Genomic DNA, 14,988 nt, shown 5'->3' with positions numbered 1-14,988 from the left:
CCCAACTTATTTTTATGAAAGTGGAGTCATCATAGTTTTTAATGCTCTTTTTTTCAATTAAAAAGAAGAGAAAAGCCCTTTTTGATAAAATGACTCTGTGAAAAAAAAGGTACTCATAAAAAAAATGATGCTTGATAAAGAAAGAGTTATTCTTTTTTTAGGCATCACCCTTTATATTCTCACCTATTTTGGAATTTGTTTTTTAAAATATCGCTCTTATTCCTACCATGATTTTGATCTGGCCCATCATGCCCAAACCCTCTCCAATATGTTGCAGGGTTCCATCGAAACTTCCATTTTAGGAATTCCTTTCTTGGGAAATCATACTCACTGGATTTTGTTTTTGATTCTGCCCTTTTATGCCCTTTGGCCCTCTCCTTTACTCCTTCTTTTTCTTCAAACATTGACTTTAGGTCTGGGCGCTTGGCCGTTATACAAGATAGGGAAGAAATGGATTCATTCTTCAACTGGCCTGATCTTTGCTTTTGCATTTTTAATGTATCCGGCTTTAGGGTATCTCAATCTTTTTGAATTTCATCCCACCTCTTTCGCCCTCTTTTTCCTTCTATGGACTTTTTGGTTTTTTTGCAATGAGAATTTAAAACTTTATAGCCTTTTTCTGGGGCTTTCATGTCTCACCCAAGAGAATTTATATTTTGCTGCGATTACTTTGGGTCTTTATGGATGGAGATGCCACAGAAGTTGGAAATGGATTATTCCTCCATTGTGTTTGGGAATAATGGGTTTCATGATTTCTCTCTTTTGGATGATTCCTCATTTTAATCAAGGAAAGGTCGGTTTTGAAACTCTTTATTCGCATTTGGGATCAAATTGGATGGATATTTTTCATAACCTTTTTTTTAAGCCGGGAGTATTCATTCACTTCATGGTTCAAGAAAGAAACATTCATTTATTAAGTCAGTTACTGATGCCCCTTTGTTTTCTTCCTTTGCTCAGTCCTGTTCTTTTACTCGCCCTCCCTTTTTTTTTGCAACATTTCTTGTCCTCTCGCTCGACAGAACATACGATTTATTATCATTACACAGCTGAGATTATTCCCTTCCTTTTTGTAGCGGCTCTCGATGGAATGAGAAAAGTTTTTGCTTTTCAAATCATTAAAAAAAAAGAGATTCCTATTCTTCTTTTTCTAGGTCTTTGGGCCTTCATTGTGGGTTGTGTGACGGGGCCACTTCTTCCCACGCTCTTCAGAACTTCTGATCTTAAAAAAGACGAAATAGACGAGGTTAGGGATGCCCTCATTCAGGAAGTTGGAAATGGATCTGAATCTGTGATGGCTACATTCGATTTTTTATCTCATTTAAGCAATCATCAAAATCTTTATTCCTTTCATCATCTCTACAGTGGTGTTTACACCTTGAGTCACAAAAATTATGAAATCCCACAAGGGTTCCAATATCTTTTAATGGACAGCATGGATCCTTTAACCTTTAGCGTGTTTGATTCACCTCAAGCAACGCGGCGTCTGAGGCATTTTTTAGAATCAGGAACTTGGAAGGTTAAGGATGTTGATGAGAATATCGTTCTTTTCGCTAAGGATGATGTGGATTCCTTTCGTCTTTTTCAAACATTCCCAGATCTAAGCCCTAAAACCGAAATTGGACTGCGGAATTCGACGCAACATCTTGGGGCACTTGACCTTCAGAAATGCTCGACAGGCATTTTTTTATGCATGCCTGCGCTTCCCCCTTCGGGGACCTTGTCTTCAGGCCAATCTGGCTCAAGCTCTTGCGTCTCGGTTCACGCGCCAATTTCGGTTTTAGGGCTAAGCATAGATCAGGTTCTTTCTCTTCAATCGAATTCTTTTCCCGTTCTTTTTGATGGGAAATTAGAATGTAAAAAAGCCTGTATTCTCTCCCCTCAAGTTTCAGAAGGGGGAAGGATTCAGTTATCTTTCTTTTGGCAGGCAAAGGCGGCAATTGAAAAGGATTATTATCTTTCCGTTGGTCTTTTCAATCCAACAGGAAAACTGATTCGTCAAGTTTTTCATCCCTTGTGCTATCGGATTTATCCGACATTCGATTGGAAAGAGAATGAAAGGGTCATTGAATATTTTTCTTTTGTTCTTCCCAAATGGCTTTCGATGGGACGCTATTCCCTTCGATTCTATTTGGTCGATCGTTCGAGTGGCGAAAGGGCAAAAATAAAGTTTTCTCGCATTCGAAATCGTGTTCGAAAGGGAGAAGTTGTTCTGGGTAATGTTTCGATTTAATTTTAAAACTAGCTGTGAATATACAAATTTGAACAAAATGAAATATAAAAAACGCTGCACTCGAAAAATATCCTATTTTCCAATTATTCTCACCAACCAATACTCCTTTTCTCCTTCTCCTGGAGGCTGTAACAAAATTATTTCTTCAAAAACTTGTGGAGTAGAAGAGCGGGAGGGGGTATTATCGCTCGCCTTCAAGGAAATTTATTTTTAACTATCCATAACATGTTGGTAATAAGATTTTTAAGAAAAAAGTGATTTTAATTCACTTTTTTTAAACTTTTTCCCTTCGGGACGGGTCTATATCTATGGAAGGAATGGAGGAGGCGACTTCAAAATGTCAGCAAATGATTATATTAGACAAGAAGTGGCGTTAATGAAGAAAGAGTGTAGAAGACTTGGGATTCACCCAGAAGAGTGGATTAAGCGGTTTGCGATCAAGTATCACAACCAGTTTTCTGAAATGGTTATGCTCACTCATCACTTAAAAACGAATCAGAACCAATAATATCCCTACACCGGCCCGTAGGGGTGGCGGGGATAGTTTTCCTCTAAGGAAGCTGTCCCCGCTCTTTTTTTTAACCTTCCTCTCCTTTTAAATCCACCACTACGGGTAAAAAAGAAACAATATTCCCTTGTGAAAAAAGAAAGGCGATCTTGTCTCCCGTGGGAGATCATTGAGGCAAATAAGCCTCACCTCTTAGATTTGTCAAAGCTTTTGCAAAAGACCCGTCTAGGTTCATGACATCAATGTCAGAGCGACTCTCTCCATAGGAGGGGTTCTTCTTTTTAATAGCCACTTTCATCATCAAAAGGCGTTTTCCATTCGGTGACCACCTCGGATAAATTTTAAGCCCTTTGCCATGGGTCAGAATCTGTTTCTCTCCACTCAGCAAATTCACTATTGCTATTTGATTTCCATCGACAAAAGCGATTTTTTCTCCATCGGGGGACCAGCTCGGAACAAGATAATAAATCAAATCCTTTCGGTGCTTTTCTGGAAGGGATATACCTGAAATAATAATCTTTTCAGAAAGATCGTTTACATTTGATACCACCAAATCATACTTATTTTCTTGTAGGCGAATAAAGGCGAGCCTCTTTCCATCAGGTGCCTAGCTTGGGAGCATGCACGAGCCCTCGGAGGCGATGACTCTCTTTTGCCCCTTTAAATCGATCAGGATAATTTGATAAGTTTTTTTAGATGAGTCAAAATTTTGAATCGCCAATAAATCTCCCTTGGGATTCCTATGGATTCAAAGTATAGTGAGACTTCTCCTCCTCTTTTGTAAGCCCTGAAAGCTTTTTAATCTCATGGCTAGCAACATTCATGACCTTAAGTTCCATTGGGTCGTTGGCCATCATCTCAGAGTCATGGTAAAAAAATGCGATTTGAGATCCGTGATATTCATCCTCTCCTTTTTCATTTTTGTAAAAAGCCCCCAAAACCAAACACTTCCCATCCGGTGTCCAGGAAGGAAGCTCGTAGATACATCCATTTAAAAAAATTGAGACGAGAATCAAGCCATAAAAACGTAAATATTTAAACATAAGCTCCTCCCAAAATTGGATTGATTATATCCCAGTGTCTTTTGTTATAAAATTAGAATCGATCCAAAATTTCATTTTAGATTTGAGATCGAACTTTCTCTGGCTCAAAAGAGGAGAGTTTGATAATATCAGCCACGCTTTTATTCTCCGTACTATTCGCAGGTCGAGGTTTTTCTTTGAACTTTGAACTGTTTCTCGTCGTTACTCCCCGGTAGCTCAGCTGGTATGAGCGGCTGGCTGTTAACCAGCATGTCGCAGGTTCGAGTCCTGCCCGGGGAGCCAACTTTAATAAGGTGTCGCCGCTGGCGACTTTATCTTTTTGGCCCAACCCGTCATTTTTCCCAGCGGTCGCCCCCACCCGACAGCGGGATAGAGGAAAAGAAACATCTACTGCCGCACTCGGCCCTTTATCTGCCACAGGCAGCGGGCCTCCATTGTCGGGTATTTGTGTCTCAGAGGCTTTTTCGGAACTACCTTAATAATAGAGACTTAATTCAATTTCATCCTTGCCGTATTTGATTTTCTTAATAAATTTTTTTGCCCAAAGATTTCTTTCGATCCCATGTCTTCCCGATAGTCCTTTGACAAATGTTTTTAGGTTCCCTTCGACGATTTCCGGGCAGATTTTGGAGGACTCGGCCGAAAGTTCGAGTCCTGCATGGCCGCCCGAATTGGAATTATTGATCTTGAATACCAAACTATCGAGATAGTGCTTATCAAGAGAGATTCGCTCAAGATTTTGGAAGATATAATCCTCTAATCTGTTAGCGTTAACCTGCTTAGTCCCGCAAGCGTTCCAATCTTTTTTAAAAGTTTTAGTGCATCGGTAATAGTAGTAACGATTTCTTTTCCCATTCTTCATCTTATTCGAGTGGCAAGGTGTCATAAATGACCCGCATTCTTGGCAAGTGATCAAGCCAGTTAAAGAATAATTTTTATACAATCTCAAAGATCGGACTTTCTCTTTGTGAACCTCTTGAGCAAGGTTGAAAATCTCATCAGAAATAAGGGCAGGATGATTTCCCTGATAGATCTTTCCTCCATAGTTGAGCTTTCCAGTATAAATAATGTTTCGCAGAATATAGGAAATTCTGCTTTTTGAGAAGGAAATGTCAGTCCTAACCATCGTTTTCAAATGTTCGTAGACTTTAGAAAGGGACTGGCTGGAAATATAGCTTTCAAAAATATCACGGACAATTTTGGCTTTTTGAGCCTCACAGGAATTAAACTCCACTTCTACCTGGTTGTCCGTACTGACTCTCGTATAAACGGCACATTTTAATTTGTCTTGCATTTTGCCTCCTGTTTTCTGAAACTGTTATAATTGTTAGCAAGATTTATTATCCTTTAAAGGATATCCAAATATGGATATATTATCAAATAAAATAATTTCTAAAAATGTTCGAAAATACAGGATCAAGACTGGTTTATCTCAGGATAAACTGGCAAGGAAGGCAAATGTGCCTTATAGTACCTACATTAAAATTGAATCGGGTCATACTCCCAATCCCTCCATACAGACAGTTGTCAGTATTGCAGAAGCTCTGAAAATATCCTTGGACGAACTTATATATAAGGATAAAAAGTAAGGAGAAATTAATGGAGATTGTTAATGTTTACATAGACGGCCCAAATTTACTGGGAGCTGTAAGTGATCTAAGAAAGAAGCGTGTTTGGGTAAATCCTTTACAGCTTTCAAATCATTTAATCAATAAACAGACGCAGGAGATAAAGGCGATTTTTTATGCTGAAACCCCTTATCCTGAAAATCTCCACAGCCCCGGCTCATTTCGCAAACAACAAATTTTCTTCGGGAAAATTTATACCTATATTCAAAACAAAGAGGTGTTTCATATTAAAGGTAGTTATCGAGTGGACACAACTACGGTTCCACTTTTTATTGTAAATCAGCTAAAGCCAGATGTACAAAATTTGGTCAAAAGTCTCAGCTGGAAAAAGCCCATGGAAAAAGGCGGTGATGTAGGCCTTGCCGTGCGACTTGTAAGAGATGCCTTTCGGGGAGAATTTGATCATGCAATCTTAGTCACTGCAGATCAAGACTTTGCACCAGCAGTTAATATCGTTCTTTCGGATGCTAAAAAGAAGGTGAGCATAGCCTACGTGAACAATAGCTATCGGAATGCACTAGCATTGAGGAACAAATGTGAGGGAGCAGGATTTATACAGATAACACGAAAAATAATAGATGCATGTGAAATGAGTTAGAAAAAAGGTGTAAAAGCAGGTTGGGCGAGGTTGCCCTCGCCCGGTCCCTATAATCGCAAGCAACTATAGGGAAGTTGAACCACTATCGTACTTCCCTTTATATACAAGTCAAGCCCTTTTCTTAGCAATTAAATACTATCATTTCAGCTCATGCTTTTCAATAGAGTGTTGTTATAGCCATAATATATTCTTGCAGAGAATATTATGTTAAACACCTTGATATCAAATAAGTTCCGAAAAAGCCTCTGAGACACAAATACCCGGCAATGGAGGCCCGCTCCCTGTGGGAGAAAAAAGGGAAATTTGACGGTGGAAGGTCAAATTTCCCAGTTCGAAAAAACTAAGATGGCTCCTGATTCCAAAATCAGTCGCACTATTTCTATTATTTTACCTAATCTGATTCATAAATGTAAGAAAAAGGACCTTTAATGGCTTGGTCTCCTCCGTTCCGTCGGAGCCGGTGTCCTTCCGCCACAAAGACAGGCGGACAGGCTGCCTTCGTGGCGGAAGGACACCGCCTCCGACTAGTCCTCCGATGTCATATCGGAGGGCGGAAGGAGGAGGCCAAGCCAATTCACCTGTAAGCCTTCGGCTTAAAGATTCTTTTTCTTGCTTCCATGAATCAAATTGGGCAGAATTATCGAAATAGTGCGACCGGATTTTGAATCAGGAGCTATTTTCGAAGAAACGAGCGACATATTCCTCTTACGGGCAAAGGACTCGAATTGAGGTGAGCGCCCCGACGTGACGTCCGGGAAAAGCGAAGGCGGGAGCTTGAGTAGCTGAGTGGAACAAAGGAATCAAAGGGCCTTCACATTAAGAATTGTATAGGCGAATGCGGTTTTGGTATTCCACGAGATGGCCGATGGGTGTGCCACGGTAACTTTCAGGAATGAGTCGTATTGTTAATTAAAATGAGACGGTCCATTGCAGGGAGATGATATAAATGATCTCGCATCACAATAAGGTCTCATGGTAGAATAAAATCTATTGTAGGAGGGGTTTAAAATGATGCCAGGTTTTTCCGAATGGGTGGTTATCTTACTTATTATTCTCTTGCTTTTTGGAGCCAAGCGCCTTCCAGAAATCGCGAAATCTTTGGGAAAAGGTATTAACGAATTCAAGAAGGCGATTAAAGGTGAAGACAACGAGGAAGACAAAAAGTTGGGTGAGGGGAAAAAATAGTTTGGAAGAAATGTTTCCGGAGAAAAAGCCCTTTTTCGATCATCTTGAAGACTTTCGTCAAACCTTCATCAGAATTCTTGTTACGGTTGGAATAACCACCGTTCTATCCTTTTTCCTTTCTCCAAAGATTTTTTCAATGCTTAAGTTTCCTCTTGAGCGGGCCCTTACTTCCATTGGAAAAGTGGGGATGGAGAAGGAGATTTTAAGAAGTATGGCCCCCGGTGGCGCTTTTTCTCTGAGTTTAAAAATTGCTCTATGTTCAGGACTGATTGTTTCATCTCCCATTTCTCTCTTCTTTTTGGCACAATTTATTCTTCCAGGTCTTCTTGAAAAAGAAAGACGATATCTTTATCCAGTCCTTTTCTGGGGTGGGATTCTTTTCCTTTTAGGAGTTCTTTTATGCTATCAGATTGTCCTTCCTCAAAGTTTAAAATTTCTTTGGCGGTTTCATGATTTTATGGGGATTGTTCCCTTATGGACGGTGGACCATTACATATCCTTTACACTCTTTTTGATGCTCTCCTTTGGTCTTTCCTTTGAAACTCCTTTACTCATCCTTGCCTTGGTCAAACTGAATATTTTATCTTCTAAGACACTCCGTGAAAAAAGGCGCCACGCCATTGTGGCCATCTTTATCATTGCAGCAGTCTTAACTCCTAGCCCGGACGCGTTTAGCCAAGTTCTTCTGGCTCTTCCGATGATTTTACTTTATGAAGGGTGTATTTGGGTAAGTAGAAAACTAGATTAATCAAAATTTTTTCTTACATCTATTTTCTGTGAATGGTAAATGCCCGCATGGCCTGAAAAAAGGTAACTCATAACACAAGCGATGCTGGCGTAAACACCCATTGAGGGTCCAAAAATTTCAATCGCAAGAATTGTACAAGTGAGGGGGGTATTGGCCGCTCCCGCAAAGACAGCTACAAATCCAAGACCCGCTAAAAGGGGTGTTGAAAGCCCTAACAAATAACCCAGTGCATTTCCCAGAGTGGCTCCGATAAAAAATAAAGGAGTGACTTCTCCGCCCTTAAATCCCATCCCAAGCGTAAGAGAGGTAAAGATTAATTTTGCCAAAAAATCCCATGGAGGAAGTTGTGCGATAAAGGATTGAATCATGGTGGGAATACCCAATCCAATATATTTCGTGGTTCCGCAAAGTTTAATCAGGAGTAGAACGATGATTCCCCCAATGAAAAGACGTAGGGGATTGTAGGTGATATATTTTTTTGAGATGCGGGTGATTTGATGTGTCGTGTTTGAAAAAAGCATGCTGATCAAACCAAAGATTATTCCTGCTAACGACACTTGCAATAGGCCGCTGATAGAAAAGGAGGGGATGTTTTGAACAGAATAAAGTGAATGATGAACTCCCCACATCAGCGCTACTTGATCTCCAACAATCGCTGCTACAAAACAAGGGAGAATAGCATCGTATCGGAGTCGTCCGATGGCTAGCACCTCTAATCCAAAGATTGCCCCTGCCAAAGGGGTTCCAAAAACAGATGCGAAACCCGCACTCATCCCAGCCATGAGCAAAATTCTCCGGTCTTGAGCTTGTAGACGAAAGGGAATCGAGAGTTGATCTGCGAGAGATCCTCCCATTTGAACTGCGGTCCCCTCTCTTCCTGCAGAGCCTCCAAAAAGATGGGTTGCAAGCGTTGATAAAAGAATCAGCGGGGCCATTCGAAAGGGGACTACTTTTTTAGGATCATGAATTTCATCTAAAATAAGATTATTTCCAGATTCAACTTTTTTTCCCAAATGATGATAAATCAGCCCAATCAGAAAGCCAGAGAGGGGGAGTCCTGCAATGATCCAAAGGTGAGATTCACGCCATTGGGTCACCCAATCCAGAGAGATAAGAAAAAAAGCGGAGGCACTCCCTCCCAAAACACCAATGACCAGGGCGAGGATAAACCATTTTATGACTTGAGGAAGCAATTGTAAGGGTTCGTAATCTAGTTTCATAATTGTTCCCACAAACTTTCGTCTACCCAATTCCTCTTTTTAATTTAAAATCCAAAAATCAAAATGCAAAATGACACATTTAAATCCAAAATTTCTAGCGCTATTGCAAGGAGACATTTTGAATTTTACACTGTCATTTTGATTTTTGATGTTTAATTTTTGGACTTTCATACTTGCCTTTTATTTCCTCTTACTAAAAATAATAAAGGAACCGAAAGAAGTTGTGTCAAGATCGAAAAGAAAATCATAGAAAGAATAGAAACATCATAAAGCTTTCCTAAAATGACACTTCCCAAAAACCAAAATAAACCATAACCTGCATTAAAAATGCCGTATGCCGTTCCCCTTCGGTCAGTTGAAACCATTTGAGCAATGGCGGCACGCATGACAGATTCTTGAGCCCCCATTCCTAAACCCCATAACCCCATCCCTAAGATGGCCTGATAAAAACCACCCAGAAATACCAAAGGGGCAAAAAATGAGGCGATTACTGAAGCTACAATCAAAATGGAAAGGCCTTTGCGGTCAAACCATCGCCCAAAAAAGAGCGCTGAAAGAGTATCGATTCCCATGGCAATCGAGTAAGAAACAGGGATCCATATTTTTGGAATACTCTCGACCTTTTCAAAATGATAGGCGATCAGAGGAAAATCTGCATACCCTGCTGCAATTAAAACGACAGCGGAAAGATAAATCCAATAGATTTTTGAAAGGCTTTTTGACTCGAAATGAGGCGTTACTTTTTCTAAATCTTTTGGATGAGGATAAAGAAATCGTGCCAGCGAAAGGACACTGAGGGCCAAGAGCGCCGGAATAAGCAAAACTAAAAATCCTGTTTTGTAACTTCCTTTAAAGTAAAGAACGGATGAGACGATGAGAGGGCCCAACATGGCACCGATTTGGTCCATAGCTTCATGAAAGCCAAATCCCCAGCCATGTCCTATTTCTGATGTTGCATGGGAAAGCATGGCATCTCGAGCTGGTGAACGAATGGCTTTTCCTGTTCTTTCGGCAATGATTAATATGCCAGCCATCTTCCAATTTCCCGCAAGAGCCAGGAGAGGGACAGCGAAAAGATTTATGGCATACCCTATAAAGATGATGGTCCAGTATCGCCCAGTTTTATCACTGACATAACCCGAGACAAGGCGCAAACCATACCCGATGAGTTCTCCAAAACCAGCGATAAAGCCAACTGTAGCAGCACTCGCTCCAAACGTTGCCAAAAAAGGGCCTGTAATACTTCTGGCCCCTTCATACGTCACATCTGCAAAAAGACTTACAAATCCAATGAGGATGACAAATTTCATGGAGGGAGAACGAATCATGTCAGACCTTTTTTTAGAATAGCTTAAAAATAAAAAACTCCTACAATTTCGGTTTTAGGGTTTAACGGAAATAGTAGGAGTTATCAGCCAATATCGGCGGTTTTATAATCAGGTGAACTCCATCACTAAACCTAAAACTATTTCGACCCCAACGGGATTCGCCCTGCCATTCGGCAGGGCGCCCCGTCGGATGACGGGGCGAACCCTTTTTTTGATCCCTATTCACAACTCTAAACCTAAAACTATTTCGACCCCAACGGGATTCGAACCCGTGTCATCACCGTGAAAGGGTGATGTCCTAGGCCTCTAGACGATGGGGTCTCATAAAGAAAGTTTAAAGTTCAAAGTTTAAGGTTCAAGGACTATGGAGCAGGGTTTTTCTTTGAACTTGGAACTTTAAACCTTGAGCTTTATTGAAATGAGCCGCGTGGGACTCGAACCCACCACCCACAGCTTAAAAGGCTGTTGCTCTACCTGATGAGCTAGCGGCTCTTAAAGACAGTTCAAAGTTTAAAGTTCAAAGTTAAAAAAACTCTAGATTGCTGATTCCTTGAACTTTAAACTTTGAACTGTCGTTTAGACTTGCGTAAGTTCTTTTTCTTTATGAATTAAAATATCATCGACCTTCTTAATAAAATCATCCGTTTTAATTTGTACTTCTTTTTCAATGCGAAAAAGATCATCCTCCGTGATTTGGCTATTTTTCTGTCCTTTTTTTACAAATTCATTCATTTCGCGGCGGGTATTTCTTAAGTTGACTCTGGCCTCTTCCGCCATGTTTTTCACGACTTTTTTAAGCTCATTGCGACGCTGCTCGCTCAATTCTGGGACTTGAATCCGAATAATTTTACCTTCTAATTTTGGGACAAGACCGGATTCATTTTTGTTCAAGGCCTTCATGATTTCTTCGATCGCCGCTATATCCCAGGGTTGAATGACCAGGGACCGAGGCTCCGGAGCCGTAATTCCTGCCAATTCTTTTAATTTAGTAGGTGTTCCGTAATAATTCACCATCATCCCCTCGACCAAAGCAGGATTGGCTCGACCCGATCTTACTCCGGAAAGTTCGTCTTGGAAAAATTCGATGGTTTTTGTCATCTTTTCTTTAATCTGACCTAGAACTTTTTCTTCGAATGTCATTTGATCCCTCCTCTTATTCTAGAGACCTCTCAAAAAGGTCCCAGATGCAAGGCGCCCGCAAGCGACTGCGGAGGCGTACTTTTTTTCGTACGCCGCACAAAGGAGTGCAGCGGGCAACGCAGCAGATGGGCCTTTTTCAGAGGTCTCACTTATCCCGCACAAGGGTCCCGATCGTTTCTCCCATAATAACCCTTTTCAGATTTTCGGAATTCCACATATCAAATACAATAATGGGGACATTGTTTTCCATACACAAAGAAACGGCTGTGGCATCCATCACTTTAAGTCGCTTGCTCAAAACTTCTAAATAGCTGAGTTCTTTAAATTTGACGGCTTTGGAATCTAAATGAGGATCGGCACTGTAAACGCCATCGACCTTTGTTCCTTTGAGAATGACCTCGGCATTAATTTCACTGGCCCGAAGAGCGGCAGCGGTATCGGTCGAAAAGTAAGGGTTTCCTGTTCCACCCGCAAAGATGACCACTCGGCCTTTTTCCAAATGACGCATAGCCCGTCTTCGAATATAGGGCTCGGCAATTTTAGCCATTTCAAGCGAAGTCTGAAGACGTGTCATCACCCCACATTTTTCAAGGGCATCCTGAAGGGCCATTCCATTAATAACGGTGGCCAGCATTCCCATGTAATCTGCAGTGGTCCGATCGATGCCATCCCCGCTGGCATTGATTCCTCTAAAAATGTTTCCTCCCCCGATGACAATGGCAATTTGAACTCCAAGTTGCTTCACCTCTTTGACTTGTTCAGCAATTGAAATGGCGGCCTTCGGATCCACTCCATAGGATTTTTCTCCCATCAGAGTTTCGCCACTCAATTTTAAAATGATTCGGTTATACTTGGGTTTTGGATGAGGGGTTTGACTCATACACAAATTGTCATTAAAGTGAAAGAGAGTTATTCGCCTATCTGATAGCGAACGAATCTGCGAACAACAATATTTTCTCCCAACTCGGCAATTTTAGACTGAATCAATTGCTGAATGGTTAGATTTCCATCTTTAATAAAAGGTTGATCGAGTAAACAGATTTGCTGATAATATTTTTCGAGTTTTCCCTCGATGATTTTTTTCATTGCATCAGGATTTTTCCCAGCAGCTTCTTTCTCAAATTCCTGTCGGGCATGGCTCGCGACACGCGGTTCAATCTTGTCTCTGGAAATATAGAGAGGGGTAGGATGAGAACCTGCAATCTGAAGGGCAACATCCTTTGCCAAGGCTTGAAAAATCCCATTTCGAGCAACAAAATCCGTTTCGCAATTGATTTCCAGAAGAACCCCGATTTTTCCTCCCATGTGAATATAGGAAAAAATCAGACCCTCTGAGGCCTCTCTCTGAGACTTTTTCTCGGCAACCGCAACTCCCTTCTTTTTTAGAATTTGAACGGCGCTCCCTAAATCTCCTTTGGACTGTGCAAGGGCTTTTTTACAGTCCATGACGCCCGCATTCGTTTTTTCGCGAAGCTCCTTGACCAAGTCCTTATGAATCTCCATTTAAGCAATCTCCTGTGATGCCTGGGCTTCAACATTTGAAGCTTTATCTTTATTCATTCCTCGAGCTTGTAAAATAATTTCTTCGACTTTGGTGACCAAAAGGCTGATAGTTCTAATGGCATCGTCATTACAAGCGATCGGATAATCAATTTTATCGGGATCACAATTGGTATCAATGAGGGCCACAATCGGAACCCCCAAACGCCGCGCTTCCTCAACCGCAATTTTCTCTCGATTGGGGTCAATGACAAACAAAGCTCCCGGTTTACGATCCATCTCGCGAATGCCCATTAAATTTTTCTTTAATTTATGAAGCTCTCGGGTCAAACTTGCAGATTCCTTCTTGCTGAGTTGAGCCATCGTTCCGTCAGCCTGCATTTGCTCAATTTCTTTAAAACGTCCGACGCTCTTACGAATGGTCTGAAGATTGGTGAGTGTTCCTCCCAGCCATCGCTCCGTCACCCAAAAAGCTCCACACTGCTGAGCAGCTGTCTTGACAATTTCTTTGGCTTGTTTCTTGGTTCCCACCATTAAAATGGCTTCACCTTGCTCAATACAATGAGCTAAAAACTGAACTGCTGTTTTAAATTGATTCACTGTTTTTTGAAGATCGATGATATGAATTCCATTTCTCTCTTCAAAGATAAACTTCTTCATTTTGGGATTCCACCTACTGGATTGATGCCCAAAATGAGCTCCCGCTTCTAAAAGTTCTCTGACACTTACCTCTATCTCAGCCACCCTAAAACCTCCTGTCAAAATTAATAAAATAGGCTCTTATTTTTTAAGAGCTGGACTAATATATCACAGCTTATTTCAAATGCAAGGCGAAAAAACGAAAGGGATAGGTTCCATCCTTTAGTGATTATTCAGTGATGCACATTGACACTTTGGTAGGAAATTAGTTACAATAAAATTATAAAAAGAAAGGGGGCCTTCAGTGAATATCCAAATTGCCTTAAGTTTTCCGTTTAAGGATTCAAATTGGATTTTGAAACTTTTAATCGGTGGTGCGCTTTCTTTTGTAAGTTTGTTTCCCATGGCTTTTGGGGTTGTGGGGCAAGAAAATGCCTTTATCCGGCTTTTAACCTATCTTCTTTTCCTCGTTCTTGTGGGGGTCTTTTTTGCTCCTTTGGGTTACGCTTTCTCCATTTTGAAAAGTGCTTTGGCCGGAGAAGAGAAGCCCTCTCTTCCTGAATGGAAAAGTTGGGAGACCTTGTTTAAAGATGGACTGGGAGTTTTTATTGTGGGGCTTGCCTACGGGATTTTAATAGCTCTTTTGAGCATGCTGGTTGGAGTCTTAACGGCCAAAGTGCCTGTGTTAGGAGCCGTTTTTTCATTGCTACAGCTGGTGATCGGTATTTTAATCCTTTTGGTGAGTCCTTTTATTGCAATTGCCCTTTGTAAAGTGGCTCAAACGGGTCAGGTCTTATCGGCTTTTAAGTTCTTAGAGATTCTAAATGAGTTAAAATCCAAAGCGTCTCAGTACATCAGCGCTTCTCTCATCCTTTTGGGTGTTATGCAGATTATCAAGATTTCTCTGGATCTTAATCTTTTTGAATACATGATGTCTGCTCGAGCTCATCTAAATTCAACGGTCAGTTTTCCGCTGGTGGGCTTTTTGACCCCCTTTGTGATGTTTTGGATTTTGATTGTTTCTTTTAGAATGTATGGGGAAATTTACGGTAAAAAATAAAATAGTTCAAAGTTCAAAGTCTAAAGTTCAGTGCGCCAAGCAAGCCAACAAAAGCAAGCCGAAATAAGGAGCCTGAGTAAAGGCTAACCACCGACTCAGAACTGAACTCTGCACTTGGAGAGGCAACGAACCGAGTGAAGCCAGAGGGAAGGAGATTGACG

16 protein-coding genes and 3 tRNA genes are annotated in these 14,988 nt (G+C 41.1%); 8 read left to right on the top strand and 11 right to left on the bottom strand.

The features are described 5' to 3' along the window. The first annotated feature begins 124 nt into the window (after nucleotides 1-124). Entirely contained in the window at nucleotides 125-2,230 is a 2,106-nt protein-coding gene (locus HYS07_10400; protein MBI1871587.1) for a DUF2079 domain-containing protein, read from the top strand. Nucleotides 2,231-2,567: 337 nt separating this feature from the next. After that, nucleotides 2,568-2,738 (top strand): hypothetical protein, encoded by a 171-nt coding sequence (locus HYS07_10395; GenBank protein MBI1871586.1) that lies wholly within the window; start codon nucleotides 2,568-2,570, stop codon nucleotides 2,736-2,738. A gap of 166 nt (nucleotides 2,739-2,904) precedes the next feature. Here HYS07_10395 and HYS07_10390 read toward each other — a convergent pair whose 3' ends face one another. Both HYS07_10390 and HYS07_10385 read right to left on the bottom strand, forming a co-directional pair. Beyond that, nucleotides 2,905-3,288: a PD40 domain-containing protein gene (locus HYS07_10390; GenBank protein MBI1871585.1), complete on the bottom strand. Its 384-nt coding sequence runs from the start codon at nucleotides 3,286-3,288 to the stop codon at nucleotides 2,905-2,907. 190 nt (nucleotides 3,289-3,478) lie between these two features. Next, nucleotides 3,479-3,781, bottom strand: a complete 303-nt coding sequence (locus HYS07_10385) for a hypothetical protein (protein MBI1871584.1) — start codon at nucleotides 3,779-3,781, stop codon at nucleotides 3,479-3,481. Nucleotides 3,782-3,986: 205 nt separating this feature from the next. Between HYS07_10385 and HYS07_10380 the strand changes: the two genes are divergently transcribed. Then, nucleotides 3,987-4,063, top strand: a tRNA-Asn gene (locus HYS07_10380). Nucleotides 4,064-4,256: 193 nt separating this feature from the next. Here the strand turns inward: HYS07_10380 and HYS07_10375 are convergent. After that, nucleotides 4,257-5,075, bottom strand: coding sequence for a recombinase family protein (locus HYS07_10375; protein MBI1871583.1), 819 nt, complete (start codon nucleotides 5,073-5,075; stop codon nucleotides 4,257-4,259). A 70-nt stretch (nucleotides 5,076-5,145) separates the two neighbouring features. On the opposite strand from HYS07_10375, the gene HYS07_10370 reads away from it, so the two are divergent. From HYS07_10370 to tatC, 4 genes are all read left to right on the top strand, one after another. Next, nucleotides 5,146-5,370, top strand: a complete 225-nt coding sequence (locus tag HYS07_10370) for a helix-turn-helix transcriptional regulator (GenBank protein MBI1871582.1) — start codon at nucleotides 5,146-5,148, stop codon at nucleotides 5,368-5,370. Between the two features lie 10 nt (nucleotides 5,371-5,380). Then, on the top strand, nucleotides 5,381-6,007 hold the full coding sequence (locus tag HYS07_10365) for an NYN domain-containing protein (GenBank protein MBI1871581.1): 627 nt from the start codon (nucleotides 5,381-5,383) through the stop codon (nucleotides 6,005-6,007). A gap of 1,011 nt (nucleotides 6,008-7,018) precedes the next feature. After that, complete coding sequence (tatA, locus tag HYS07_10360; protein ID MBI1871580.1) at nucleotides 7,019-7,192, top strand: twin-arginine translocase TatA/TatE family subunit; 174 nt, start codon at nucleotides 7,019-7,021, stop codon at nucleotides 7,190-7,192. Further along, complete coding sequence (tatC, locus tag HYS07_10355; protein ID MBI1871579.1) at nucleotides 7,146-7,940, top strand: twin-arginine translocase subunit TatC; 795 nt, start codon at nucleotides 7,146-7,148, stop codon at nucleotides 7,938-7,940. Before tatA ends, tatC begins: the two co-directional genes overlap by 47 nt. Here tatC and HYS07_10350 read toward each other — a convergent pair. The 8 genes from HYS07_10350 to rpsB all read right to left on the bottom strand — a co-directional run bounded on the left by HYS07_10350 (nucleotide 7,937) and on the right by rpsB (nucleotide 13,863). Next, nucleotides 7,937-9,160 carry a voltage-gated chloride channel family protein gene (locus HYS07_10350; GenBank protein MBI1871578.1) on the bottom strand — a complete coding sequence of 408 codons (1,224 nt, stop codon included), beginning with the start codon at nucleotides 9,158-9,160 and terminating at the stop codon, nucleotides 7,937-7,939. The two genes, tatC and HYS07_10350, sit on opposite strands and share 4 nt — an antisense overlap. A gap of 167 nt (nucleotides 9,161-9,327) precedes the next feature. Then, nucleotides 9,328-10,488, bottom strand: a complete 1,161-nt coding sequence (locus tag HYS07_10345; protein ID MBI1871577.1) for an MFS transporter — start codon at nucleotides 10,486-10,488, stop codon at nucleotides 9,328-9,330. Nucleotides 10,489-10,736: 248 nt separating this feature from the next. After that, nucleotides 10,737-10,809: transfer RNA gene (locus tag HYS07_10340), tRNA-Glu, on the bottom strand. 98 nt (nucleotides 10,810-10,907) lie between these two features. Then, nucleotides 10,908-10,980 (bottom strand) — tRNA-Lys (locus HYS07_10335). 84 nt (nucleotides 10,981-11,064) lie between these two features. Continuing rightward, a complete protein-coding gene (frr, locus tag HYS07_10330) occupies nucleotides 11,065-11,628 on the bottom strand; it encodes a ribosome recycling factor (protein ID MBI1871576.1) in 564 nt (187 codons plus the stop codon). Between the two features lie 145 nt (nucleotides 11,629-11,773). Then, the gene (locus HYS07_10325; protein MBI1871575.1) at nucleotides 11,774-12,508 is read right to left on the bottom strand and encodes a UMP kinase; all 735 of its coding nucleotides are present in this window, start codon (nucleotides 12,506-12,508) and stop codon (nucleotides 11,774-11,776) included. A gap of 29 nt (nucleotides 12,509-12,537) precedes the next feature. Continuing rightward, nucleotides 12,538-13,131: a translation elongation factor Ts gene (gene tsf, locus HYS07_10320; GenBank protein MBI1871574.1), complete on the bottom strand. Its 594-nt coding sequence runs from the start codon at nucleotides 13,129-13,131 to the stop codon at nucleotides 12,538-12,540. Continuing rightward, nucleotides 13,132-13,863: a 30S ribosomal protein S2 gene (gene rpsB / locus HYS07_10315; protein MBI1871573.1), complete on the bottom strand. Its 732-nt coding sequence runs from the start codon at nucleotides 13,861-13,863 to the stop codon at nucleotides 13,132-13,134. 208 nt (nucleotides 13,864-14,071) lie between these two features. On the opposite strand from rpsB, the gene HYS07_10310 reads away from it, so the two are divergent. Next, a complete protein-coding gene (locus HYS07_10310; GenBank protein MBI1871572.1) occupies nucleotides 14,072-14,827 on the top strand; it encodes a DUF4013 domain-containing protein in 756 nt (251 codons plus the stop codon). Nucleotides 14,828-14,988: the final 161 nt, after the last annotated feature.

The organism is Chlamydiota bacterium, assembly GCA_016178055.1.
In the GTDB taxonomy this organism is placed as follows: Bacteria; Auribacterota; JACPWU01; order JACPWU01; family JACPWU01; genus JACOUC01.
Note: the sequence above shows the minus strand (reverse complement) of the source record. Positions and strands in the feature narration are given on the sequence as shown.

Bases quoted from the DNA above. Each gene is read 5' to 3' on its own strand.
- tsf (MBI1871574.1), bottom strand. From the start codon at position 13,131: ATGGAGATTCATAAGGACTTGGTCAAGGAGCTTCGCGAAAAAACGAAT.
- HYS07_10325 (MBI1871575.1), bottom strand. From the start codon at position 12,508: ATGAGTCAAACCCCTCATCCAAAACCCAAGTATAACCGAATCATTTTA.
- HYS07_10370 (MBI1871582.1), top strand. From the start codon at position 5,146: ATGGATATATTATCAAATAAAATAATTTCTAAAAATGTTCGAAAATAC.
- HYS07_10350 (MBI1871578.1), bottom strand. From the start codon at position 9,160: ATGAAACTAGATTACGAACCCTTACAATTGCTTCCTCAAGTCATAAAA.
- frr (MBI1871576.1), bottom strand. From the start codon at position 11,628: ATGACATTCGAAGAAAAAGTTCTAGGTCAGATTAAAGAAAAGATGACA.
- tatA (MBI1871580.1), top strand. From the start codon at position 7,019: ATGCCAGGTTTTTCCGAATGGGTGGTTATCTTACTTATTATTCTCTTG.
- HYS07_10400 (MBI1871587.1), top strand. From the start codon at position 125: ATGATGCTTGATAAAGAAAGAGTTATTCTTTTTTTAGGCATCACCCTT.
- HYS07_10365 (MBI1871581.1), top strand. From the start codon at position 5,381: ATGGAGATTGTTAATGTTTACATAGACGGCCCAAATTTACTGGGAGCT.
- HYS07_10375 (MBI1871583.1), bottom strand. From the start codon at position 5,075: ATGCAAGACAAATTAAAATGTGCCGTTTATACGAGAGTCAGTACGGAC.
- HYS07_10395 (MBI1871586.1), top strand. From the start codon at position 2,568: ATGTCAGCAAATGATTATATTAGACAAGAAGTGGCGTTAATGAAGAAA.
- HYS07_10385 (MBI1871584.1), bottom strand. From the start codon at position 3,781: ATGTTTAAATATTTACGTTTTTATGGCTTGATTCTCGTCTCAATTTTT.
- HYS07_10345 (MBI1871577.1), bottom strand. From the start codon at position 10,488: ATGATTCGTTCTCCCTCCATGAAATTTGTCATCCTCATTGGATTTGTA.